Source organism: Amycolatopsis sp. NPDC004772, assembly GCF_053601215.1.
Window position 1 is genome coordinate 104,731 of sequence record NZ_JBSGBK010000014.1, and the last position, 17,458, is coordinate 122,188.

A 17,458-nucleotide genomic window follows, 5' to 3' on the forward strand; every position below is an offset into this window, starting at 1 on the left:
TCGTCTGGACGACTGAATCGCTTGCGCGCGACGGCCGACGCGTGCGATAACCAGGGCATGACCGCTACCGCCGATCTCGCCCAGGCTGCCCGCAGCAACCTCTGGATGCACTTCACCCGCCACTCCGCCTACGACGAGACCGACGTCCCGGTGATCGTGCGCGGCGAAGGCCCCTACATCTGGGATTCCCGGGGCCGGCGCTACCTGGACGGGCTCGCCGGGCTGTTCGCGGTCCAGGTCGGCCACGGCCGCGAGGAACTCGCGGAGGCGGCGGCGCGGCAGACGAAGCAGCTCGCGTACTTCCCGCTGTGGGGACACGCGCACCCGACGGCGATCGAACTGGCTTCGCGGCTGGCCGACGCGGCTCCCGGCGACCTGAACCGCGTGTTCTTCACCGTGAGCGGCGGCGAGTCCGTCGAAACGGCGTGGAAGCTGGCCAAGCAGTACTTCAAGCTCGTCGGGAAACCGGGCAAGCACAAGGTGATCAGCCGCGCGCTGGCCTACCACGGGACGTCGCAGGGCGCGCTGTCGATCACCGGCATCCCGGGCGCGAAGGCGGACTTCGAGCCGCTGGTGCCAAGCACCCTGCGCGTGCCGAACACGAACTTCTACCGCGCGCCCGAGCACGCCGGCGACTACGAGGCCTACGGCCGCTGGGCCGCCGACCGGATCGAGCAGGCGATCGAGTTCGAGGGGGCGGACACCGTCGCGGCGGTCGTCCTGGAGCCGGTGCAGAACACCGGTGGGTGTTTCGTGCCGCCGCCCGGCTACTTCGCGCGCGTGCGGGAGATCTGCGACAAGCACGACGTGCTGCTGGTGTCGGACGAGGTGATCTGCGCGTTCGGCCGGGTGGGGTACGACTTCGCGGCCAAGCGGTACGGCTACCAGCCGGACATCATCACCACGGCCAAGGGCCTGACGTCGGGGTACGCGCCGCTGGGGGCGGTGCTGGCGTCGGAGCGGTTGATGGAGCCGTTCACGCGCGGCGCCACGACGTTCATGCACGGGTCCACCTACGGCGGGCACCCGGTGTCGTGCGCGGTGGCCTCGGCGAACCTCGACCTGATGGAGCGGGAGGACCTCTACGGCCACGTGCTGCGGCGGGAGGACGCGTTCCGGTCCACTTTGGACCGCCTGCTGGACCTGCCGATCGTCGGGGACGTCCGCGGGGCGGGCTTCTTCTACGGCATCGAGCTGGTGAAGGACAAGACGACGAAGGAGTCGTTCTCGGCCGACGAGTCGGAGCGGGTGCTACGGGGATTCCTGTCGGAGGCGTTGTTCGAGGGTGGGCTGTACTGCCGGGCCGACGACCGGGCCGAGCCGGTGGTGCAGCTGTCGCCGCCGCTGGTGTGCGATCAGGCGGAGTTCGACGAGATGGAGGAAATCCTGCGGGAGGCGCTGACGCAGGCTTGGAAACTGCTGTAGGGCGGCGCCGCTTCTCGCCAACGGCAGGCTGACGCCCGGACTTGCACCCCCGCCCAGGCCTGCCCCGCCACCCCGATCCGAAGCCAGCACGCGGACGGTGGTGCCGGGTCAAGGCACGCTTTCCCGCCTTGACGCGGTACCACCGTCCGTAGTGACAATTGCGGCTTCGAAGTGGTGGGCATCGACCCGCTCACTGGCCGACGCAACCCGACACCGCGCAGACCGACTTCGCCGGAGCCCTGGCCGAGACCCGGGGCGTCCGCGGTGCCGCCCGGAGACCGGCTGCCGCCCGGCCCGATCGTGGTGGGGTCTGGCCTCTGGCCCCCGGTTTCCACGATACCGGGGGCCACCGACAGTTTCGGTCCTCCGGGCGGAAGCGCTGGCCCGATCGGGCGGGGAACTCGCGTTCCCGGCCTGAGCACGCCGTTCCTGAGTACCGTGGATCGCGGGGGGACCGGGGGAGCGGCCGGAGACCGGCCCGCCCGTGTCCGCGCCTGCCGGCCGCGCACCGGGAGGAGAAAGCCATGACCGTCACCACGGATCCGCCGCGGCTGCCGTTCCCGCGGCCGAACGTCCTGGAGATCGCGCCGCTGTTCCAGGTGCTGCGCCGGCAGGGGCCGGTGGTCGCCGTGACCACGCCGGCCGGGGATCCGGCCTGGCTGGTCACCGGGTTCGAGCAGGTGCGGGCCGCCTTCACCGATCCGCGGTTCGGGCGCTCGCACCCGGCTCCGGAGGAGGCTTCGGCGCTGTCCGACGCCGCCATTCTCAGCCGCCCGCAAGGCGACCACGAGACCGAGCACGCCGAGCACGCGCGGATGCGGCGGATGCTCGTGCCCGCCTTCTCCGCCAACCGGATCCGCCGGCTCGCCGGGCACGTGCAGGACCTCGCCGACGGCTGCTTCGACGCCATGGAGCGGGCACGCGTCGGCGACGGCCCGGTCGACCTGCACGAACACCTCTCGTTCCCGCTGCCGGTGCTGGTGATCTGTGAACTGCTCGGCGTCCCGTACGAGGACCGCGAGACCTTCCGGGTGCTGTCGGACCGGATGGGCCGGATGGACATCGGCGACGGCGCCGAAGCCGCGCTCGACGAGTTCACCGCCTACATGAGCCGGCTCGCCGCCACCAAACGGCGGAATCCCGGCCAGGACGTCGTCTCGGACATGGTCCGCGCGCAGGCCGGCGACCCGTCCTTCGGCGACGACGACCTCGCCCGCCTGGCCGCCGGCCTGCTGTTCGCCGGCCACGAGACGACGTCCAACCGGATCGACCTCGGCGTGCTCTACCTGCTCAGCGACCTCGCCCGCCGGGACGCGCTGGCCGCCGACCCCGACGGCCGCGTGCACGGCGTCGTCGAGGAAATCCTGCGGATGTCCGCCCCGAGCGGGCTCGGCGTGCTGCGGTACGCGCACGACGACGTCGAACTCGGCGGCGTCACGATCGCCCGCGGGGACGCCGTCGTGCTGGCGATCGCCGCCGCCAACCGGGACGAAACCGTGTTCCCGTCGGCGGAGACGTTCGACCCCGAACGCAAGCCCAACGCGCACGTCGCCTTCGCCTACGGTGGCTGGTTCTGCATCGGCGCCAGCCTCGCCCGCACCGAACTGCGCGTCGTCTTCGGGTCGCTGTTCCGGCGGTTCCCGGGGTTGCGCCTGGCCACCGGGGTCGATGAACTCCGGATCCGGACCAACCGTGTCACCGGGGGAGTGGACCGCGTGCCGGTCCTCTGGTAGACCAACGGCGGTCGTGAGCGGAGGAAAAGACGTGACGTTGTGGGACAAGCTCGGGATGGACGACAAGCTCATCAAGGTGCTCAAGGAGATCCCGCCGGGCCCGGACGCCGCGGACTTCGGCCCGGCCTACGTCACGATCCACCAGCTGGCCGTCGAGCTGGACCAGCGGTTCCCCGAGGTCCGCAAGCAGCTGGACGTCCCGCTGGGCGGCGGCGCGGCCCGGCACGCGGGCCTGGTCGAACTGCTCGGCAAGGAGCTGGTGGACAAGATCAAGCGCTACGGCGACGTCTACCCGATCGAAGCCGCGCAGCTGTCGTCGGTGCGGTTCCGGGAGGTGCGGCTGCGCGGCCCGGGCGGCCGGGACCTGGTCGGTGCTTCGAAGACCGACCTGCCGTTGATCCGCCTGCGGCCGAAGGACTGACGCGGTGCTCGTGCCGCCGCCGGTCCGGGTCCTGGTGGCCGAACGCGACCCGGCGGTACGAGCACGCCTGAGCACGGTCCTCGCCGAAGCGGACGGCATCGAGCTGGTGGGCGCGGTCCCCGACGCGACGGCGGCCCGTGTCACCCTTCGCCGGCGGCTGCCGGACGTGCTGCTGCTGGACCTGCGCCTGAGCCGGCCGGAGGAGTTCCCCCACCGGCCGGCGGTGGTGGCGCTGGCGACGTTCGACTCGGACGCGGGCATCCTGCGCGCCCTCCGCGACGGCGCGGCGGGGTTCCTGCTGCGCTCGGCCCCGCGGCGGGACGTGCTCAAGGTGGTCCGCTTGGCGGCGGACGGCCACCTGGTGCTGTCCTCGGACGTCTCCCGCCGTCAGGTGTCGGCGGCGACCCGGTTGTCCGGCCCGCGCGACGAGCGGATGGCGGCGGTCGACCGGCTGTCGGCCCGGGAAACCGAAGTGCTGACAGCGGTGGGCGCGGCACTGACGAACGCCGAGATCGCCGAGCGGCTGGAACTGCCGGAGCCGGTGGTGCGGGAGTACGTGGCCAGGGTGGTGCGGAAACTGGGGTGCGCACACCGGACGGGGGCCGGGCTGCTGGCCTACGAGCGCGGGCTCTGCCGCGCAGGACTCGAAATCCCCTGATGGGGAACCCGGTGGCGCGGGCGGGCGAGCCCGCGCCACCGGGTTCCGTCAGAAGCCCGCCAGCCCGTTCGGCACGCCGACCCCCGTCGGCGCGTCATAGCCCGGGCCCGCGACGCACAGGTAGTCGCCGCCGCACTTCTTGCCGCCGCCCGCCGGGTCGTTGTGGCCCGTCGTCACGTCGGTGAACGACCCCGCGTTCGCGTACAGGTCCGCCGGTCGGGTGGCGCCCGCGTGCCCCGAACGGCCGATCAGGCCAGCGACGAACGGCGCCGAAGCGCTCGTGCCGCTGACCGGGAGCCAGCCGCCCGCGTCCGCGTAGTGGATCGCGATGTCCTCGGCCGCCGCCGATACGTCGGCGACCGTCCGCTTGCCGCAGTGGGTGTCCCGTTGCCACTTCGGCTTCGCGATGTACGCCGAACAGCCGCTGCCGCCGTAGGTCCACGCCCCGTCCGCCCAGCCACGCGGGGAGTCCGGGTCGCGGGCCAGCGACGTGCCGCCGACCGAGATCGTCGAGGCCAGCACCGCCGGGTAGCTCGCCGCCGTGAAGCCGGTGTCGCCGGAGGACGCCACCACCGTCACGCCGGGGTGCTGGTAGTGGCTCGCGTACGCCAGCGCCGCACCGTTCTCCCGCGCGCCGTAACTGTTCGACACCACCTTCGCCCCCAGCCGCACCGCGGTGTCGGCCGTCTCCGCCAGGTCGGCGAACCCGGGCGTGTTGCCCTCCACGACCAGGATCCGGCACGACGGGCACGCCGCCGACACCATCGAGACGTCCAAAGTGGACTCCATGGCCCAGCCGAAGTTCACCTCCGGCAGCGGCGCCGCGGCACCCTGCTGGTTCACCTTGCGGAAGCAGCCGTTCGCCGTCGTGCACGGCGGCAGGTCGTACTGCGCCCGGTAGGCGGCCAGGTCGGCCTCCAGGTTCGGCGCGTCGAAGGCGATCGAGATGCCGACGACGGTGTCCGGCCCCGCCGAAGCAGGCAGTCCGTAGGCCGACGCCAGGTCGTCGGCGCCCCAGCCGGCCGGGCCGAAGGCGCGGGTCGCGCCCGGTGGGTAGGTGGTGAGGCAGCGCAGCACGCCGGGCTGTTCCGGACACGCCGCGCGCGGCCCCGGTGCGGCACTCGCCACCGGGGTGACCACGCCGGCGGCCGCCACCGCGGCGGCCAGCACTCCGAGCCATCTCCTGTGCACTGTGGACAGTCCCCTCATGACACGTAGACGTGGTAGGCGGCGGTGATCGTCTCGGCGATGGTCGCCCCGGCGGCGTCGGCGGCCGTGACGCGCAGGGAGACGTCGAGGCCGCGGAACGCCTCCGTCGTCGCGGTGAAGTCCGCGTGGAAGACGCCGTCGCCGCGGGCGGTGACGGCCGCGTCCTGCCAGGTCGTGCCGTCGGTCGAGTACTGCACGGTCGCGGCCGTCACCGGCGAACCGGTGCTCTGCTGCAGGTGCCCGACCGTGAGGTCCAGGCCCTGCCGACCGGAGACCGTGGACCCGTCCGGCCGCAGCCCGCCGACCAAGTACCCCAGCGTCAGCAGCGGTTCGACGCCGCAGTTCCGGTCCGGCCCGCCGTCCCCGCGGGCGCAGTACAGCGTCGGTGGCAAGGTGACGCCTTCGACGTGCTGCGACGGCCACGTCCATTCCGTGTGGCTCGCGGTGCTCTGGTGGTACATCGGCCCGGTGCGCCCGGCGTCGATGGTGAGCCCCAGCGTCGACGGCCCGGGCGCGACCTCCTGGGCGAATTCGGCCGCGTAGGCGCCCTGCGGGGTGCCTTCGGCCAGGGTCGTGCCGTCCTGGGTGAAGCGGTAGTGCCCGGTGATGGTGTCCCGCGGCTCGCCGTAGAAGCCGAAGCCGGTGTGACCCGGCTGGTTGTCGCTGAACGGCGTGATCGAGAACCGCAGCAAGTCACCGGCCCGCGTCGCGCCGGGGAGGGTGTACGCCCGGCCGTCGTCCAGCGGCAGCAGCGCCACGTCGCCCGCCGGGTGCAGCGGGAAGCGGTTCCAGTCCTCGGTGACCGAGGAGCCACCCCGGTAGGTGTGGAACGCCTCGTGCTGGCCGCCGGCCCAGCCGGGGAACGGCCCGGACTGGACGTACTTCGAGAACCCGCCGAACCACGCCAGGTCCGGCGACGCCGAGACGTACTCGGTCTGCTTGCGCGGCAGCTGGATCGGGTGCGACGGATGACCGCTGACGTCCTCGAACGTGAACATCCCGCTGCGCTGGCGCAGGCCGAGCGAGGAGTACTCGCTGAAGTAGGTGGCGTCGACCGCGGCGACGTCCTTCGCCGTGATCACGTACCGCTGCTGCGGAATCACGCCGATGCTCGCCTTCTGCAGCACGTACTCGTACGGTGTGCCCGGTCCGGGTGGGGAGACGAGCCTGCTGTACGGGTAGGTCTGCAACGCGCCGGTGCGCACCGGGACACTCGTCGGCGACACCGAAATCGGCACGCCGGGCCCGGCGTCGAAGTCGACGAGCAGCGCCGGCCCGGTCTTGGCGGCCCGGCGGAACAGGAAGCCGGTGTCGTCCAGCAGCGCCGGGCGCGGGGTCACCCAGGTCAGCTTGCTCGACGCCCGTTTCGCGTCGACGCGGACGGACGCGTCCGCCTTCACCGCGAACTCGGGCTGCGCACTGAACCGCAGCTCGGTCGGGTTGCCGTCGGCGTCGGTCGTCCAGAACACGCCGAGCGCGCTGTAGTTGCCGTCCGGCACGCTGAACTTGGCCGTGCCGCCGAAGAAGTAGTTGAAGTTCTCGTCCGGGGCGAGCGTGTCGCCGTCGTCGGTGTTGTAGAGGAACGCGATGCCGGTGTCGGCGGGCTTGCCCGCGATGTCGGTGGCGTCGAGCGACACCGTCCGCATCACCGATCGCGGCTGGGCCGCCGGCCGCTTCGGCGCTCCGGGCAGGGCGTAGCGGACGCCGTTCGCGAACAGGCCCTGGCCGCCGAACCGGCCGCGGGCGCTGTCTTCCTTGAACTGCCTGGCCAGCGCGGCGCCGAAGGTCGCGGTGTCCACCGGAGCCTTCGCGCCGGCCAGCAGCGCCTTGATGTCGAACAGGCTCAGGTCGAGCCCGCGCCCCAGGTAGGGCAACGCCGTGCCGGGCACCTCGTAGTCGCGGCCGCCGAGCCGCAGGTGCACGAGCGCCCGCGCCATGCCCTTGTCCGCGGCCGGCCGCACCTCGAACGTGTCCCGGCCGTCCGGGGTGGTCCCGACGGTGACCCGGTCCCCGGTGGGAAGCGTGACGGTCGGCGACGGGACGACGGCGGTCGCGGCGGTCGCGGCCGGCGGGGCGAGCCCGGCCACGCCCGCCGCACCGGCGAGCAGGACCGCGAACACCGAAAATGTTCTTCGCACTGGCACCTCCGTGTGGTGATCGATCACCACTACCGACGAGCCGGCCGCGCCGACCGTTGAGCCGGGTTGTCGATCTCTTCCGAATTACCCTGACCGGCCCAACGACGGACCGTGGTCCCGATCAGGACGACGCCGGCGACGCTGAGCACCCCGCCCGCGAGATCCACCCAGGTCGGCCGCTCGCCGAGCCAGCCGAACGCCACCGCCAGCGCTACCGCGGGCACGAGGTAGAGGGCGGCGGTCGCGACCGTGAGCGAATGCCGGGCCACCGCGTACCCCCAGGCGACGAACCCGGCCGCCGACGGGAACGCGCCGAGGAACACCACGGACAGCGTCGCTTCCGGTGGCGCGCTCGCGAAGGCGTGCACGGCCTGGGGCGCGAGCGGCGCGAGGAACAGCGTCCCGGCCCACATCGCGTAGGAGGCAACCTCGAGCCCGGTGTAGCGCCGCAGCAACGGCTTGCTCCCGAGGTGGTACACCGCCTGGACGGCCGCGGCGGCCAGCACGGCCCACGCCGCGGCCGAATAGCCCACGCCGCCACCCGTGGCGATGAGTGCGCTGCCGCCGAGGGCCACCGCGCTGCCCAGCAGCTTCGCCGTGGTCAGCCGCTCACCCAGGAACGCCGCCGCGAGCAGCGCGCTGAACACCGGCGCCACCGACACGAGCAGGCTCGCCGTGCCCGCCGGGACGTGCACCTCACCCCAGTTGAGCAGCAGCTGATAGGCGCTCATCCCGGCCAGCCCGCACCCCGCGATCGCCGGCAGGTCCGCGCGGCGCGGACGGCGGACGCCCAGCACGGGCGCGGCGAGCAGCAGCACCGCCGACGCGACCGCGAGCCGGGCGAACGACAGCCCGGCGACGCCGTAGCCGTCGAGGCCCACCTTGATCGCGGGGAACGCCGACGCCCACAGGACGACGGTGACGGCGAGTGCCGCGGTCGCTTTCAGCTTCACCAGCCCATCGTCGGCGGTAGGGCCCTGCACCTGACCGGGCCCGCCGTCTCCCAGCACCTGGCCGCGCTCGAACGCGAGGCCGGCGTCCCGCTGCTGGAGAAACGCGGCCGCACGCTCGCCTTCACCCCGGCCGGACGGCTGCTGCTCTCGCACGCCGAAGTCATCCTCGACGACCTCGCCGCCGCGGAATCGGCACTGGCCGCGGCGGCCGGGAACGGTGGCACCGGCACGGTCCGCGTGGCGGCCTTCGCCTCCGCGGCCCGGCAGCTCCTGCCGCGGGCGTGGGGTGGGCCGGTCTCCCTGCGCCTGGTGGAGCAGGAGCCCGACGCCGCCCTCGGAGCGCTGCTTCGTCAGGACGTCGACATCGCGGTGGTGCACGGCTATTCGCTTCTGCCGCGGGAAATCCCGCCCCGGTGCGCGGAGCGGATCCTGCTCGAAGACCTGGTCCTGCTGGCGCGCGATCCGGCGTCGCCGGGGCCGGCCGACGGTGAACCGGTGGACCTGGCCGACTTCGCCGGGCGGCCGTGGCTGGTGCCGACGGCCGACCTGTCGTGTTACGCGATGATCCAGCGGGCCTGCGGCGCGGCCGGGTTCGTGCCGGAGATCGCCGCGGAATCCGCGGACTTCGCCGTGCTCGTCGCTCTCGCGGCAGCAGGCGCGGGCGTCGCGCTGGTGCCGGCCATGGCGTTGCCCGGCGGGCCGCTCGGCGTCAGCCTGCACCCGCTGCGGGAACCGTTGACGCGCAAGGTGTTCGCGGTGACGCGGGCGGGCCTGGCGCGGCGGCCGGACGTCCGGGCGGTGCTGGACCGGCTGGACAGCGCCGCTACTTCTTACGGGCTTGCTCGACGGCTTCCAGGAACTCCTTGACCTTGGCGAGCTTGTCGCGCCCGTAGCGGAAGGTGTTGCCCGGCAGTTTATCGCACCCCATCGGCACGTTCGCGACGATCTCGGTGTGGCCTTCCGGTCCCACGAAGACGATCTCGCCGACATCCTTGCTGGTCGCCTCCCGGTGCTTGACGTCAATGAGCTTCGCGACCCGGAACCGGTGCGGCCGGTCGTCCGGGAGGAACCCCAGCGCCTTCGTGGCGACCTTGAGGGTGACGGTCCGGCCGTCGAAGTGGATCGAGCGGCGCCGGTCCCGGACGTGGTGGGGCTTCAACGGGCCTCCCGTGGTCAGAGCGTCCGGCAGGTGAGCGCCGGGCGGGCGTCGTCACTTCCGTTCTGCGTCAGGGCGATCAGGCCGAATGTCGTCGTCGCGTCCGCGTCGAGCTTCGCGTTCCAGGCGGCGTTTTCGACCGTCACCGTGGAACCATCGACCGAGAAGGTGCCGTTCCACAAGCCGCTGATGCGGTGACCGGCGGGCAGCTGCCAGCGGACGCTCCAGCCGGACAGGCCCGCCGTCCGGTCGTTGCGCACCGTCACCTGGACCTGGTAGCCGCCGGGCCAGGAGTTCGTCACCTCGTAGCGGGCGGCACAGCCCAGATCGGCGGGCGTCGTCGGGACGGGGCTGGAGCTCGGGGGAGCGGACGGGACCGGTGCGGCCACCGGCGTGCTGTCCGGGACGATCGCCGTACCGATCACCACGCCGAGGGCCAGCAGCACCGCGCCCGCGGCGCCCGCCAGGACGAGCCGGCGGCGCGGACGGCGGACGCGCAGGAGCCGGGTTCCGGCGCGGGGCCGCGGCCGCGGCGGCGGCAGGGGACGGCCGCCGGTGACCGCTTCGAACAGCTCCTGGACCTCCGCCATGGCCGGGCGCGCTTCGGGGTCCCGCTGGAGCATCCGGGTGAGCACTTCGGCGAGCGGCCCGCGGTGCCGCGGCGGGATGGTCTCCTCCTTGGCGATGCGCAGCAGCAACGTGATCGCGTTGTCCTCGTTGCCGAACGGGGGAATGCCCTCCAGCGCGCGGTAGAGCGTCGCCCCGAGGGAAAAGACGTCGGCCGGGTACCCGGCTTCCCGGCCACCGGCGACTTCGGGCGCCAGGTACGCCGGCGTGCCCGCGATGAAGCCGCCGCCGGTCACGGTGCCTTCGCCGGTGGCGCGGGAGATGCCGAAGTCGGCGATCTTGACGACGCCGGACTCGCCGAGCAGGACGTTGCCGGGGGTGACGTCGCGGTGCACGACCCCTTCGGCGTGCGCGGCGGCCAGCGCCGACGCGATCGGCGCGCCGATGCGCGCCACCTCCTCGGCGGGCAGGGTCTCGCGGTCGAGGAGGAGCTCCGCCAGGCTGCGCGACGGCAGGTACTCCATCACCAGGTAGGGCCCGCCGGGCGCCTCGACGACGTCGTGCACCGTGATCGCGTGCGGGTGCCGCAGGCGGGCCGTCAGCCGTGCTTCGCGCAGGGCCCGCTGGTTCGCCTGGTCGCCGGCGGCCGGTCCGATGGCCGCGTCGTAGTCCAGCTGCTTGATCGCCACGACCCGGTCCAGGCGCTCGTCGCGGGCGCGCCAGACGACGCCCATGGAGCCCTGGCCGATCCGCTCGGCCAGCCGGTAGCGCCCGGCGATCAGCTCTCCTGCGTCGGTCACGGCGACCTCCCCGGCCTTCCCCAGCGCACACGGGACACACGGATGCGGGTGGCGATCGGTTCGAGCCTAACGGCCTGCCCGCCGGTGTGCCGACGGACAGGCCGTGCTCAGGTGCCGGGCCGGTGCAGTTGGTCCCACGCCGGGACGTACGGCGTGAACCGCAGCTTCATCCCGGCCTCGGCCGGCAGCTTGTCCGCCTTGCGGGCGTTGCAGCTGCGGGCCGTGCCGCCGCACGCGGCGACCGTGTTGAGCCAGTCGGTGCGGGCGCCGCCGCGGCTCAGCGGCGTCACGTGGTCGATCGTGGTGGCGCGCTGCCCGCAGTAGGCGCAGCGGTGGCCGTCACGGACCAGCACGCCGCGCCGGGACCAGCGCGGCGGCTGCGTATATCGCCACTTCATGACGACGTAACGCAGTAACCGCACGATCTTCGGGCGCGGGAACAGCCCGTAGGCGAGACCCTCCTCGGCCTCGTGGATCTCGGCGACGTGGCGCACGAGCATGCGGATCGCGTGCGGGACCGAGACGGTCTGCAGCGGCTCGTAGCCGGCGTTGAGGACAAGCACCTTCACAGCGCACTCCGTGGCGACGATGGGGACGCGGGACTTTCCCGCCTGGTGGAATCAATCGTCGTCGAGCGGCCTGACCTGCGTCAATCGCGTTTCACCACAGGGGATGCGCGCGGAAGAACCGCCAGATGACCGGCGTCGCGTCGATCACCGTCGGCGTCGCGGAATCGTTGTTGGGCCGGGTGCTGGGCCAGACGTGCCCGGCGCCTTCCACGCGATAGTGCTCCAGGGCGCCGCGCCGGTCGCAGCCGAGCCACTTCTCGGCGACGACCCCGGCGACCGGCGTCCACGACACCGGGGCCGGGCGGCAACCGTCCCTTGTGGACCAAGCCGCGAGCCAGTCCGGGATCGCGGGCAGGCCCTTCGCCGGGTTGCCGGTGTAGGGGATGGTCGTGTCCGCCGTGCCGTGGAAGTCGAGGACCGGCACCGGACGGCGGGGCGTGCAGGCGCCGCCCTGGGGATAGAAGGCCCCGGACACCGGCGCGAAGGCCGCGATCCGCCCGCCCATGCGGCAGGCCAGCACCCCGACGAACCCGCCGCCGTTGGACTTGCCGGCGGCGTAGATCCGGCTCGGGTCGACGCACAGGGAACGCTGCAGCGCGTTCAGCAGGTCACTGGTGAACAGGACGTCGTCCGCGGCGGCCGAATAGGGCGCGCCGGTCCAGGCCGTTTCGCCGTCGGTGCCGATCAGGCCCTGCGGGTAGACCGCGATCGCGTCCAGCGCCGAGAACCCGGACAGCTCCTCCTGGTACTGGGACGTCCGCTTGTGCCCGTGGAAGGACAGGACCAGCGGGTACGGCCGGTGCGGGCGGTAGTGCGCCGGCAGGTGGACGGTGTACTCGCGGTCCAGGCCGCCGGAGGTGACGTGCCGGGTGGTCGTCACCCCGGCCGGGAAGCCGGGCGCGCGCCCGCAGCCGGTGGTCGGGACGGGGCGGTCGGCGACGCCCGCCGCGGCGGCGGGCGCGGCGAAAGCGGTGGTCAGGGCACAGGCGGCGGCGAACACGGCCGCCCAGCGGGGCAAGCGTCCGGGCACTCGATCCTCCTTGATCGACAGCGGGGCGTGGCCAGCATCACACCGGGAGTCGCCGGTCCCTAGATTGCGTTCATAAAGTGCGCGGTCCCGGACTGTCGGACCCGCTCGGTAGGATCGACCCAACAACGGCCGCCGGACATGCGGAAAGGGATGGAAGTGACTGCCCCGATCGAGACGCTGGAGTTCCAGTCGGAAGCGCGTCAGCTGCTCCAGCTGATGATCCATTCGATCTATTCGAACAAGGACACGTTCCTGCGGGAGCTCGTGTCCAACGCCTCCGACGCCCTCGACAAGCTGCGGCTGGAGTCCTACCGCGACAAGGACCTCGAGGCGGACACCGGCGACCTGCACATCGCGATCGAGACCGATCCGGAAGCGCGCACCCTCACGGTCCGCGACAACGGCATCGGCATGACGCGCGAGGAGGTCGTCGCCCTGATCGGGACGATCGCCAAGTCCGGCACCGCCGACTTCCTGACCAAGCTGAAGGAGGCGAAGGACGCGGCGGCGTCGCAGGACCTGATCGGGCAGTTCGGCGTCGGGTTCTACGCGAGCTTCATGGTCGCGGACAAGGTGACGCTCGTGACGCGCCGCGCGGGCACCGCCGAGGGCGTCCGCTGGGAGTCCACCGGCGAAGGCACCTACACGATCCAGCCGGTCGAGGACGCGCCCCAGGGCACCGCGGTCACGCTGCACCTCAAGCCCGAGGACACCGAGGACCACCTCTACGACTACACGTCCGCGGCGAAGATCCGCGAGATCGTGAAGAAGTACTCCGACTTCATCACCTGGCCCATCCGGATGCGGGGCGAGGGCGACGAGGCCGAGACCGTCAACTCGATGAAGGCGCTGTGGGCGCGCTCGTCGAGCGAGGTCACCGAGGACGAGTACCACGAGTTCTACAAGCACGTCAGCCACGACTGGCAGGACCCTCTGGAGACGATCCGGCTGCAGGCCGAGGGGACGTTCGAGTACCAGGCGCTGCTGTTCCTGCCCTCGCACGCGCCGATGGACCTGTTCCTGCGGGAGCGCAAGCGCGGCGTGCAGCTCTACGTCAAGCGCGTCTTCATCATGGACGACTGCGAGTCGCTGGTGCCGGAGTACCTGCGGTTCGTCAAGGGCGTGGTCGACGCGCAGGACCTCTCGCTGAACGTGTCGCGGGAGATCCTGCAGCAGGACAGGCAGATCCAGCTGATCCGCCGTCGCCTGGTGAAGAAGGTCCTCTCGACGGTCAAGACGATGACGACCGCCGACGCCGAGAAGTACGCGACGTTCTGGCGCGAGTTCGGCCGCGCGGTCAAGGAGGGCCTGCTCGACGACTTCGAGAACCGCGAGGCCATCCTCGAGATCTCGTCGTTCGCCTCGACGCACGACGCGGAGAAGCCGACTTCACTGCGTGACTACGTCTCGCGGATGAAGGACGGCCAGGAGCACATCTACTTCATGACCGGCGAATCGCGGTCCGCGATCGAGAACTCGCCGCACATGGAGGCGTTCCGGGCCAAGGGCTTCGAGGTGCTGGTCCTGACCGACCCGATCGACGAGATGTGGGTCGACTCGGTGCCGGGCTTCGACGGCAAGCAGTTCCAGTCGATCGCGAAGGGCCAGGTCGACCTCGAGTCGGAGGAGGACAAGAAGGCCACCGAGGTCGCCCGCGAACAGCAGAACAAGGACTTCGAGAGCCTGCTGTCGTGGATGGGCACGGCGCTGGGCGACACGGTGAAGGAGGTCCGGTTGTCGTCGCGGCTGACGACGTCGCCGGCCTGCATCGTCGGCGACACCCACGACCTGACCCCGACGCTGGAGAAGATGTACCGCGCGATGGGGCAGGAGCTGCCGCCGATCAAGCGCATCCTCGAGCTCAACCCGGAGCACGGGCTGGTTTCGGGGCTGCGCGAGGCCCACGCCGCCCGCCCGGAGGACGAGGGCCTGGCCGAGACGGCCGAACTCCTCTACGGCATGGCCCTGCTGGCCGAGGGCGGCGAGCTGGCCGACCCGTCCCGGTTCATCAAGCTCCTCGCCGGCCGCCTGGAGAAGACCCTCTGACCCGTGACCGGGCCCGTGACTCACGTGACTAGGCCCGTAACTCGCGTGATTGAGCCCGTAACTCGCGTGATCGGGGCCGGAACTCGTCGGTTCCGGCCCCGATCACGCGAGATCCGGCTTCAATCACGCGAGATCCGGTTCTGATCACGCGGGTTCCGGGTTTGTCAGGGGGCGGCGTTCATCAGGTCCAGGGCGCTCTGCTGGCGGGCCGCGTCGGGCTGGTCGAACGGGCCTGCCCACAGCAGCCCGTACGCGTCCGCGCTGTTTCGGTCGTTCGCGTACGCCGCGTTCGCCTGGCGTTGCAGGTACGCCGTGTACGGGTGGTCGGCCAAAGCCGCGTTGAGCGCCGCCAGGTCCCGGCCGTACACGCCCTTGAAACTCGGGCCGTCGACGCCGCCACCGCCGGCCGTCTCGCCCGGGTCGCGGAGGATGCCGCCCGGGTTCAGGGACGCGTTCGTCGTCGAGGCGTTCGCCATCGCGCGGGCCTTGGTCAGCAGGCTCGCGTCGCCGGTGGCGCGGGACAGTTCGGTGAGCGCCGTCAGGGGCACACCCTGGTTGTACGTCCAGGTCGGCTGGCCGTTGTTCGCGCAGGCTGACGTCAGGCCGTCGTTGACCAGGTTCGAGCCGTTGATCATTCCGCTGCCGGCGAACCAGGTCCAGCCCGCCCGGGCCCGCGCCAGGTACACCGTGTCGCCCGGGATGCGGTTGTGCAGGGCCGCGTTCAGTTGGATGTACAGCGAGTTCGGGATGGCGTTCTTGTAGGTGCGGCTCGTGCTCCACCAGACCCCGCCGCCGCAGACGCCGTCCCAGTACGCGTCCATGTGGTCGGCATCGGCGCGGGCCGTGTTGAGGTACTTGCCGTCGCCGGTCAGGTCGTAGGCGTCGACCCACGCGAGGCCCCACCACCCGGTGTCGTCGAGGTAGTCGTTGCGGAAGCTGCCGCCCTGCGCCGAGAGGTTCTTCGTGTACGTCGTGTCGATCGCGTAGCGGTAGCTGCCCATGCCGCTGATCCGGATGTTGTCGATGACCGCGGTGAGCGCGTTGGCCGAGTTCCACCACCCGGTCGTGTCGAACAGGCCGGTGCCCAGGTTGTACCGCTCCATCAGCGCGGTGGCGGCCGCGGTGCGCCGGTCCCAGGCGTTCCACGTCGGGCGGGCCCAGCCGGTGCAGGCGATGCTGCCCGACCCCGCGGGCTGCCCGCACGCGCGCAGCAGGCCGACGCCCTTGTTCGCCCAGTCGTCGGCGTTGTACATCAGCGTCCGCCAGCCCGTCGCGCCGGACGGCGTCGCGGTGTCGCCGAGCTTGCTGCCCGACGCCCAGGTGCGCCCGGCGTCGAACGAGCGGTCCAGCCAGACGTGGTCGCCGGCCGCGCCGCCGGTGATCGCCGCCCAGCCCATGGCGTCGCCGTCGTCGAGGTGCAGGGTGATCCGCCGGCCGCCGACGCCGGCCGAAGCACCTTCGCGATCGCCCGGTGACGAGGCCGGATCCCGTGCGTCGCAGTACTTGTTGCAGATCGTCGCCAGGGGAGCGGCGGACGGCGTCGGTGTCGGCGTGGCCGCGAGGACCACGGTCAGCAGCGGGGCGAGGAAGTGCATCGGCCACCTTCCGCGTCGAAGGGCGATGCTCCTCATTTTCCGGTGCCGATATTATTGGTCCAGTCCTTTCCGGGACAGGTTCCGGACAGGAATTCACGCACCCGGCAGGAGCGGGCGCCGACGCTTGAGCCCGCCGCCCGGCGGGTATCCCGGGCCTATGACCAATCTCGACGACACCACGACCGCGAAGCTCGACGAATTCGTGCTCGCCCGGCTCGCGGAGGACGAAGAGCGCGTCCGTGCCGGCGAACTGCCGCTGATCGACGAGGCCGAACGGCGCGGGCGGCTGCGGATCATGTACGCCGACGACGGCGACGGCTTGCTGCTCGCCGGCGGGCCGGTCGAGGCGATGGAGGACCGGCACCCGGTGCCGTTCGCCGAGAAGGCCGAGTTCCTGCGCCGCGAGATCCGCGACGCCCACGACGACGTGTCCGTCAAGCTCATCGCGTCGGTGTACGAAGCCCACCCGGACTGGCGCGACGAGTGGCGCCCGTGACCTGATGCCCGCGCGGCCGCGGATCTTCGCCGACCGGGAGGACGGCGGGCGACGGCTCGCGGGCGAATTGCGGCTGCGCGACTGGGCCGATCCGGTCGTGCTCGGGCTCGCCCGCGGCGGGGTGCCGGTGGCCGCCGTCGTCGCGCGGCGGCTCGGCGCGGAACTGGACGTCGCGGTCGCCCGCAAGATCGGCGCGCCCGGCCACCGCGAGTTCGGCGTCGGCGCGGTCACCCCCGGACGGGCCAGCGATCTACGACGACGCCGGCCTGCGCGCGATGAGACTGACCGCCGCGCGGCTGGCCCGGGCCGAGACCCGGGAGCGGGCGGAGGCGCGCCGCCGGATCGAGCGGTACCGCGCCGGTCGCGAGCCCGCCGGCCTCACCGGCCGTGACGTCGTCCTCGTCGACGACGGGCTGGCGACCGGCGTCACCGCGACGGCTGCGTTGCGTGACGTCCGCGCGGCCCGGCCTCGGACGCTCGTCTTCGCCGCGCCGGTCGCCGCCCCCGGCGCAGCCGCGCGGATCCTGCGCGAAGCGGACGACGTCGTCTGCGTCGCCGAGCCGCCGGAGTTTCGCGCGGTCGGGCAGTGGTACGCCGATTTCCGCCAATTGGGTGACGACGACGTTCTCGCCCTGCTCACCCCGTGACGCCACCCCAAGCAC

Annotated in this window: 15 protein-coding genes and 1 pseudogene; 8 read left to right on the forward strand and 8 right to left on the reverse strand. The window is 72.2% G+C overall.

Features of this window, described 5'->3' with window-relative positions; translation table 11 throughout:
• The first annotated feature begins 57 nt into the window (after window positions 1-57).
• The 4 genes from ACWEF6_RS12085 to ACWEF6_RS12100 all read left to right on the forward strand — a co-directional run bounded on the left by ACWEF6_RS12085 (window position 58) and on the right by ACWEF6_RS12100 (window position 4,237).
• Window positions 58-1,425 (forward strand): aspartate aminotransferase family protein, encoded by a 1,368-nt coding sequence (locus tag ACWEF6_RS12085; RefSeq protein ID WP_449682946.1) that lies wholly within the window; start codon window positions 58-60, stop codon window positions 1,423-1,425.
• 524 nt (window positions 1,426-1,949) lie between these two features.
• On the forward strand, window positions 1,950-3,158 hold the full coding sequence (locus ACWEF6_RS12090; protein ID WP_449682947.1) for a cytochrome P450: 1,209 nt from the start codon (window positions 1,950-1,952) through the stop codon (window positions 3,156-3,158).
• 31 nt (window positions 3,159-3,189) lie between these two features.
• On the forward strand, window positions 3,190-3,579 hold the full coding sequence (locus ACWEF6_RS12095; RefSeq protein ID WP_449682948.1) for a hypothetical protein: 390 nt from the start codon (window positions 3,190-3,192) through the stop codon (window positions 3,577-3,579).
• Between the two features lie 4 nt (window positions 3,580-3,583).
• Window positions 3,584-4,237 (forward strand): response regulator transcription factor, encoded by a 654-nt coding sequence (locus ACWEF6_RS12100; RefSeq protein ID WP_449682949.1) that lies wholly within the window; start codon window positions 3,584-3,586, stop codon window positions 4,235-4,237.
• A gap of 48 nt (window positions 4,238-4,285) precedes the next feature.
• Here ACWEF6_RS12100 and ACWEF6_RS12105 read toward each other — a convergent pair whose 3' ends face one another.
• From ACWEF6_RS12105 to ACWEF6_RS12115, 3 genes are read right to left on the reverse strand one after another with little or no spacing between them, the layout of a single operon-like run.
• Entirely contained in the window at window positions 4,286-5,428 is a 1,143-nt protein-coding gene (locus tag ACWEF6_RS12105; RefSeq protein ID WP_449682950.1) for a S53 family peptidase, read from the reverse strand.
• Window positions 5,429-5,442: 14 nt separating this feature from the next.
• Entirely contained in the window at window positions 5,443-7,584 is a 2,142-nt protein-coding gene (locus ACWEF6_RS12110) for a hypothetical protein (protein ID WP_449682951.1), read from the reverse strand.
• A 29-nt stretch (window positions 7,585-7,613) separates the two neighbouring features.
• Window positions 7,614-8,690, reverse strand: a complete 1,077-nt coding sequence (locus ACWEF6_RS12115) for a DMT family transporter (RefSeq protein ID WP_449682980.1) — start codon at window positions 8,688-8,690, stop codon at window positions 7,614-7,616.
• Here ACWEF6_RS12115 and ACWEF6_RS12120 point away from each other — a divergent pair.
• Window positions 8,595-9,404, forward strand: coding sequence for a LysR family transcriptional regulator (locus ACWEF6_RS12120; protein ID WP_449682981.1), 810 nt, complete (start codon window positions 8,595-8,597; stop codon window positions 9,402-9,404). The two genes, ACWEF6_RS12115 and ACWEF6_RS12120, sit on opposite strands and share 96 nt — an antisense overlap.
• On the opposite strand, the gene ACWEF6_RS12125 is transcribed toward ACWEF6_RS12120, so the two are convergent.
• The 4 genes from ACWEF6_RS12125 to ACWEF6_RS12140 all read right to left on the reverse strand — a co-directional run bounded on the left by ACWEF6_RS12125 (window position 9,361) and on the right by ACWEF6_RS12140 (window position 12,659).
• Window positions 9,361-9,696 carry a hypothetical protein gene (locus tag ACWEF6_RS12125; RefSeq protein WP_449673683.1) on the reverse strand — a complete coding sequence of 112 codons (336 nt, stop codon included), beginning with the start codon at window positions 9,694-9,696 and terminating at the stop codon, window positions 9,361-9,363. The genes ACWEF6_RS12120 and ACWEF6_RS12125 overlap by 44 nt on opposite strands.
• A 14-nt stretch (window positions 9,697-9,710) precedes the next feature.
• Window positions 9,711-11,060 carry a protein kinase domain-containing protein gene (locus tag ACWEF6_RS12130; RefSeq protein WP_449682952.1) on the reverse strand — a complete coding sequence of 450 codons (1,350 nt, stop codon included), beginning with the start codon at window positions 11,058-11,060 and terminating at the stop codon, window positions 9,711-9,713.
• A gap of 107 nt (window positions 11,061-11,167) precedes the next feature.
• Entirely contained in the window at window positions 11,168-11,629 is a 462-nt protein-coding gene (locus ACWEF6_RS12135; protein WP_310975663.1) for an HNH endonuclease, read from the reverse strand.
• Between the two features lie 91 nt (window positions 11,630-11,720).
• Window positions 11,721-12,659 carry an alpha/beta hydrolase family esterase gene (locus ACWEF6_RS12140; protein WP_449682953.1) on the reverse strand — a complete coding sequence of 313 codons (939 nt, stop codon included), beginning with the start codon at window positions 12,657-12,659 and terminating at the stop codon, window positions 11,721-11,723.
• A 156-nt stretch (window positions 12,660-12,815) separates the two neighbouring features.
• Between ACWEF6_RS12140 and htpG the strand changes: the two genes are divergently transcribed.
• Window positions 12,816-14,705, forward strand: a complete 1,890-nt coding sequence (gene htpG / locus ACWEF6_RS12145) for a molecular chaperone HtpG (RefSeq protein ID WP_449682954.1) — start codon at window positions 12,816-12,818, stop codon at window positions 14,703-14,705.
• Between the two features lie 164 nt (window positions 14,706-14,869).
• On the opposite strand, the gene ACWEF6_RS12150 is transcribed toward htpG, so the two are convergent.
• Entirely contained in the window at window positions 14,870-16,300 is a 1,431-nt protein-coding gene (locus ACWEF6_RS12150) for a glycoside hydrolase family 76 protein (RefSeq protein WP_449682955.1), read from the reverse strand.
• A 157-nt stretch (window positions 16,301-16,457) separates the two neighbouring features.
• Here ACWEF6_RS12150 and ACWEF6_RS12155 point away from each other — a divergent pair, with 157 nt between their 5' ends.
• Both ACWEF6_RS12155 and ACWEF6_RS12160 read left to right on the forward strand, forming a co-directional pair.
• Window positions 16,458-16,796, forward strand: coding sequence for a hypothetical protein (locus ACWEF6_RS12155; protein ID WP_449678420.1), 339 nt, complete (start codon window positions 16,458-16,460; stop codon window positions 16,794-16,796).
• A 4-nt stretch (window positions 16,797-16,800) separates the two neighbouring features.
• A pseudogene (locus ACWEF6_RS12160) lies at window positions 16,801-17,443 on the forward strand (phosphoribosyltransferase).
• Window positions 17,444-17,458 lie beyond the last annotated feature (15 nt).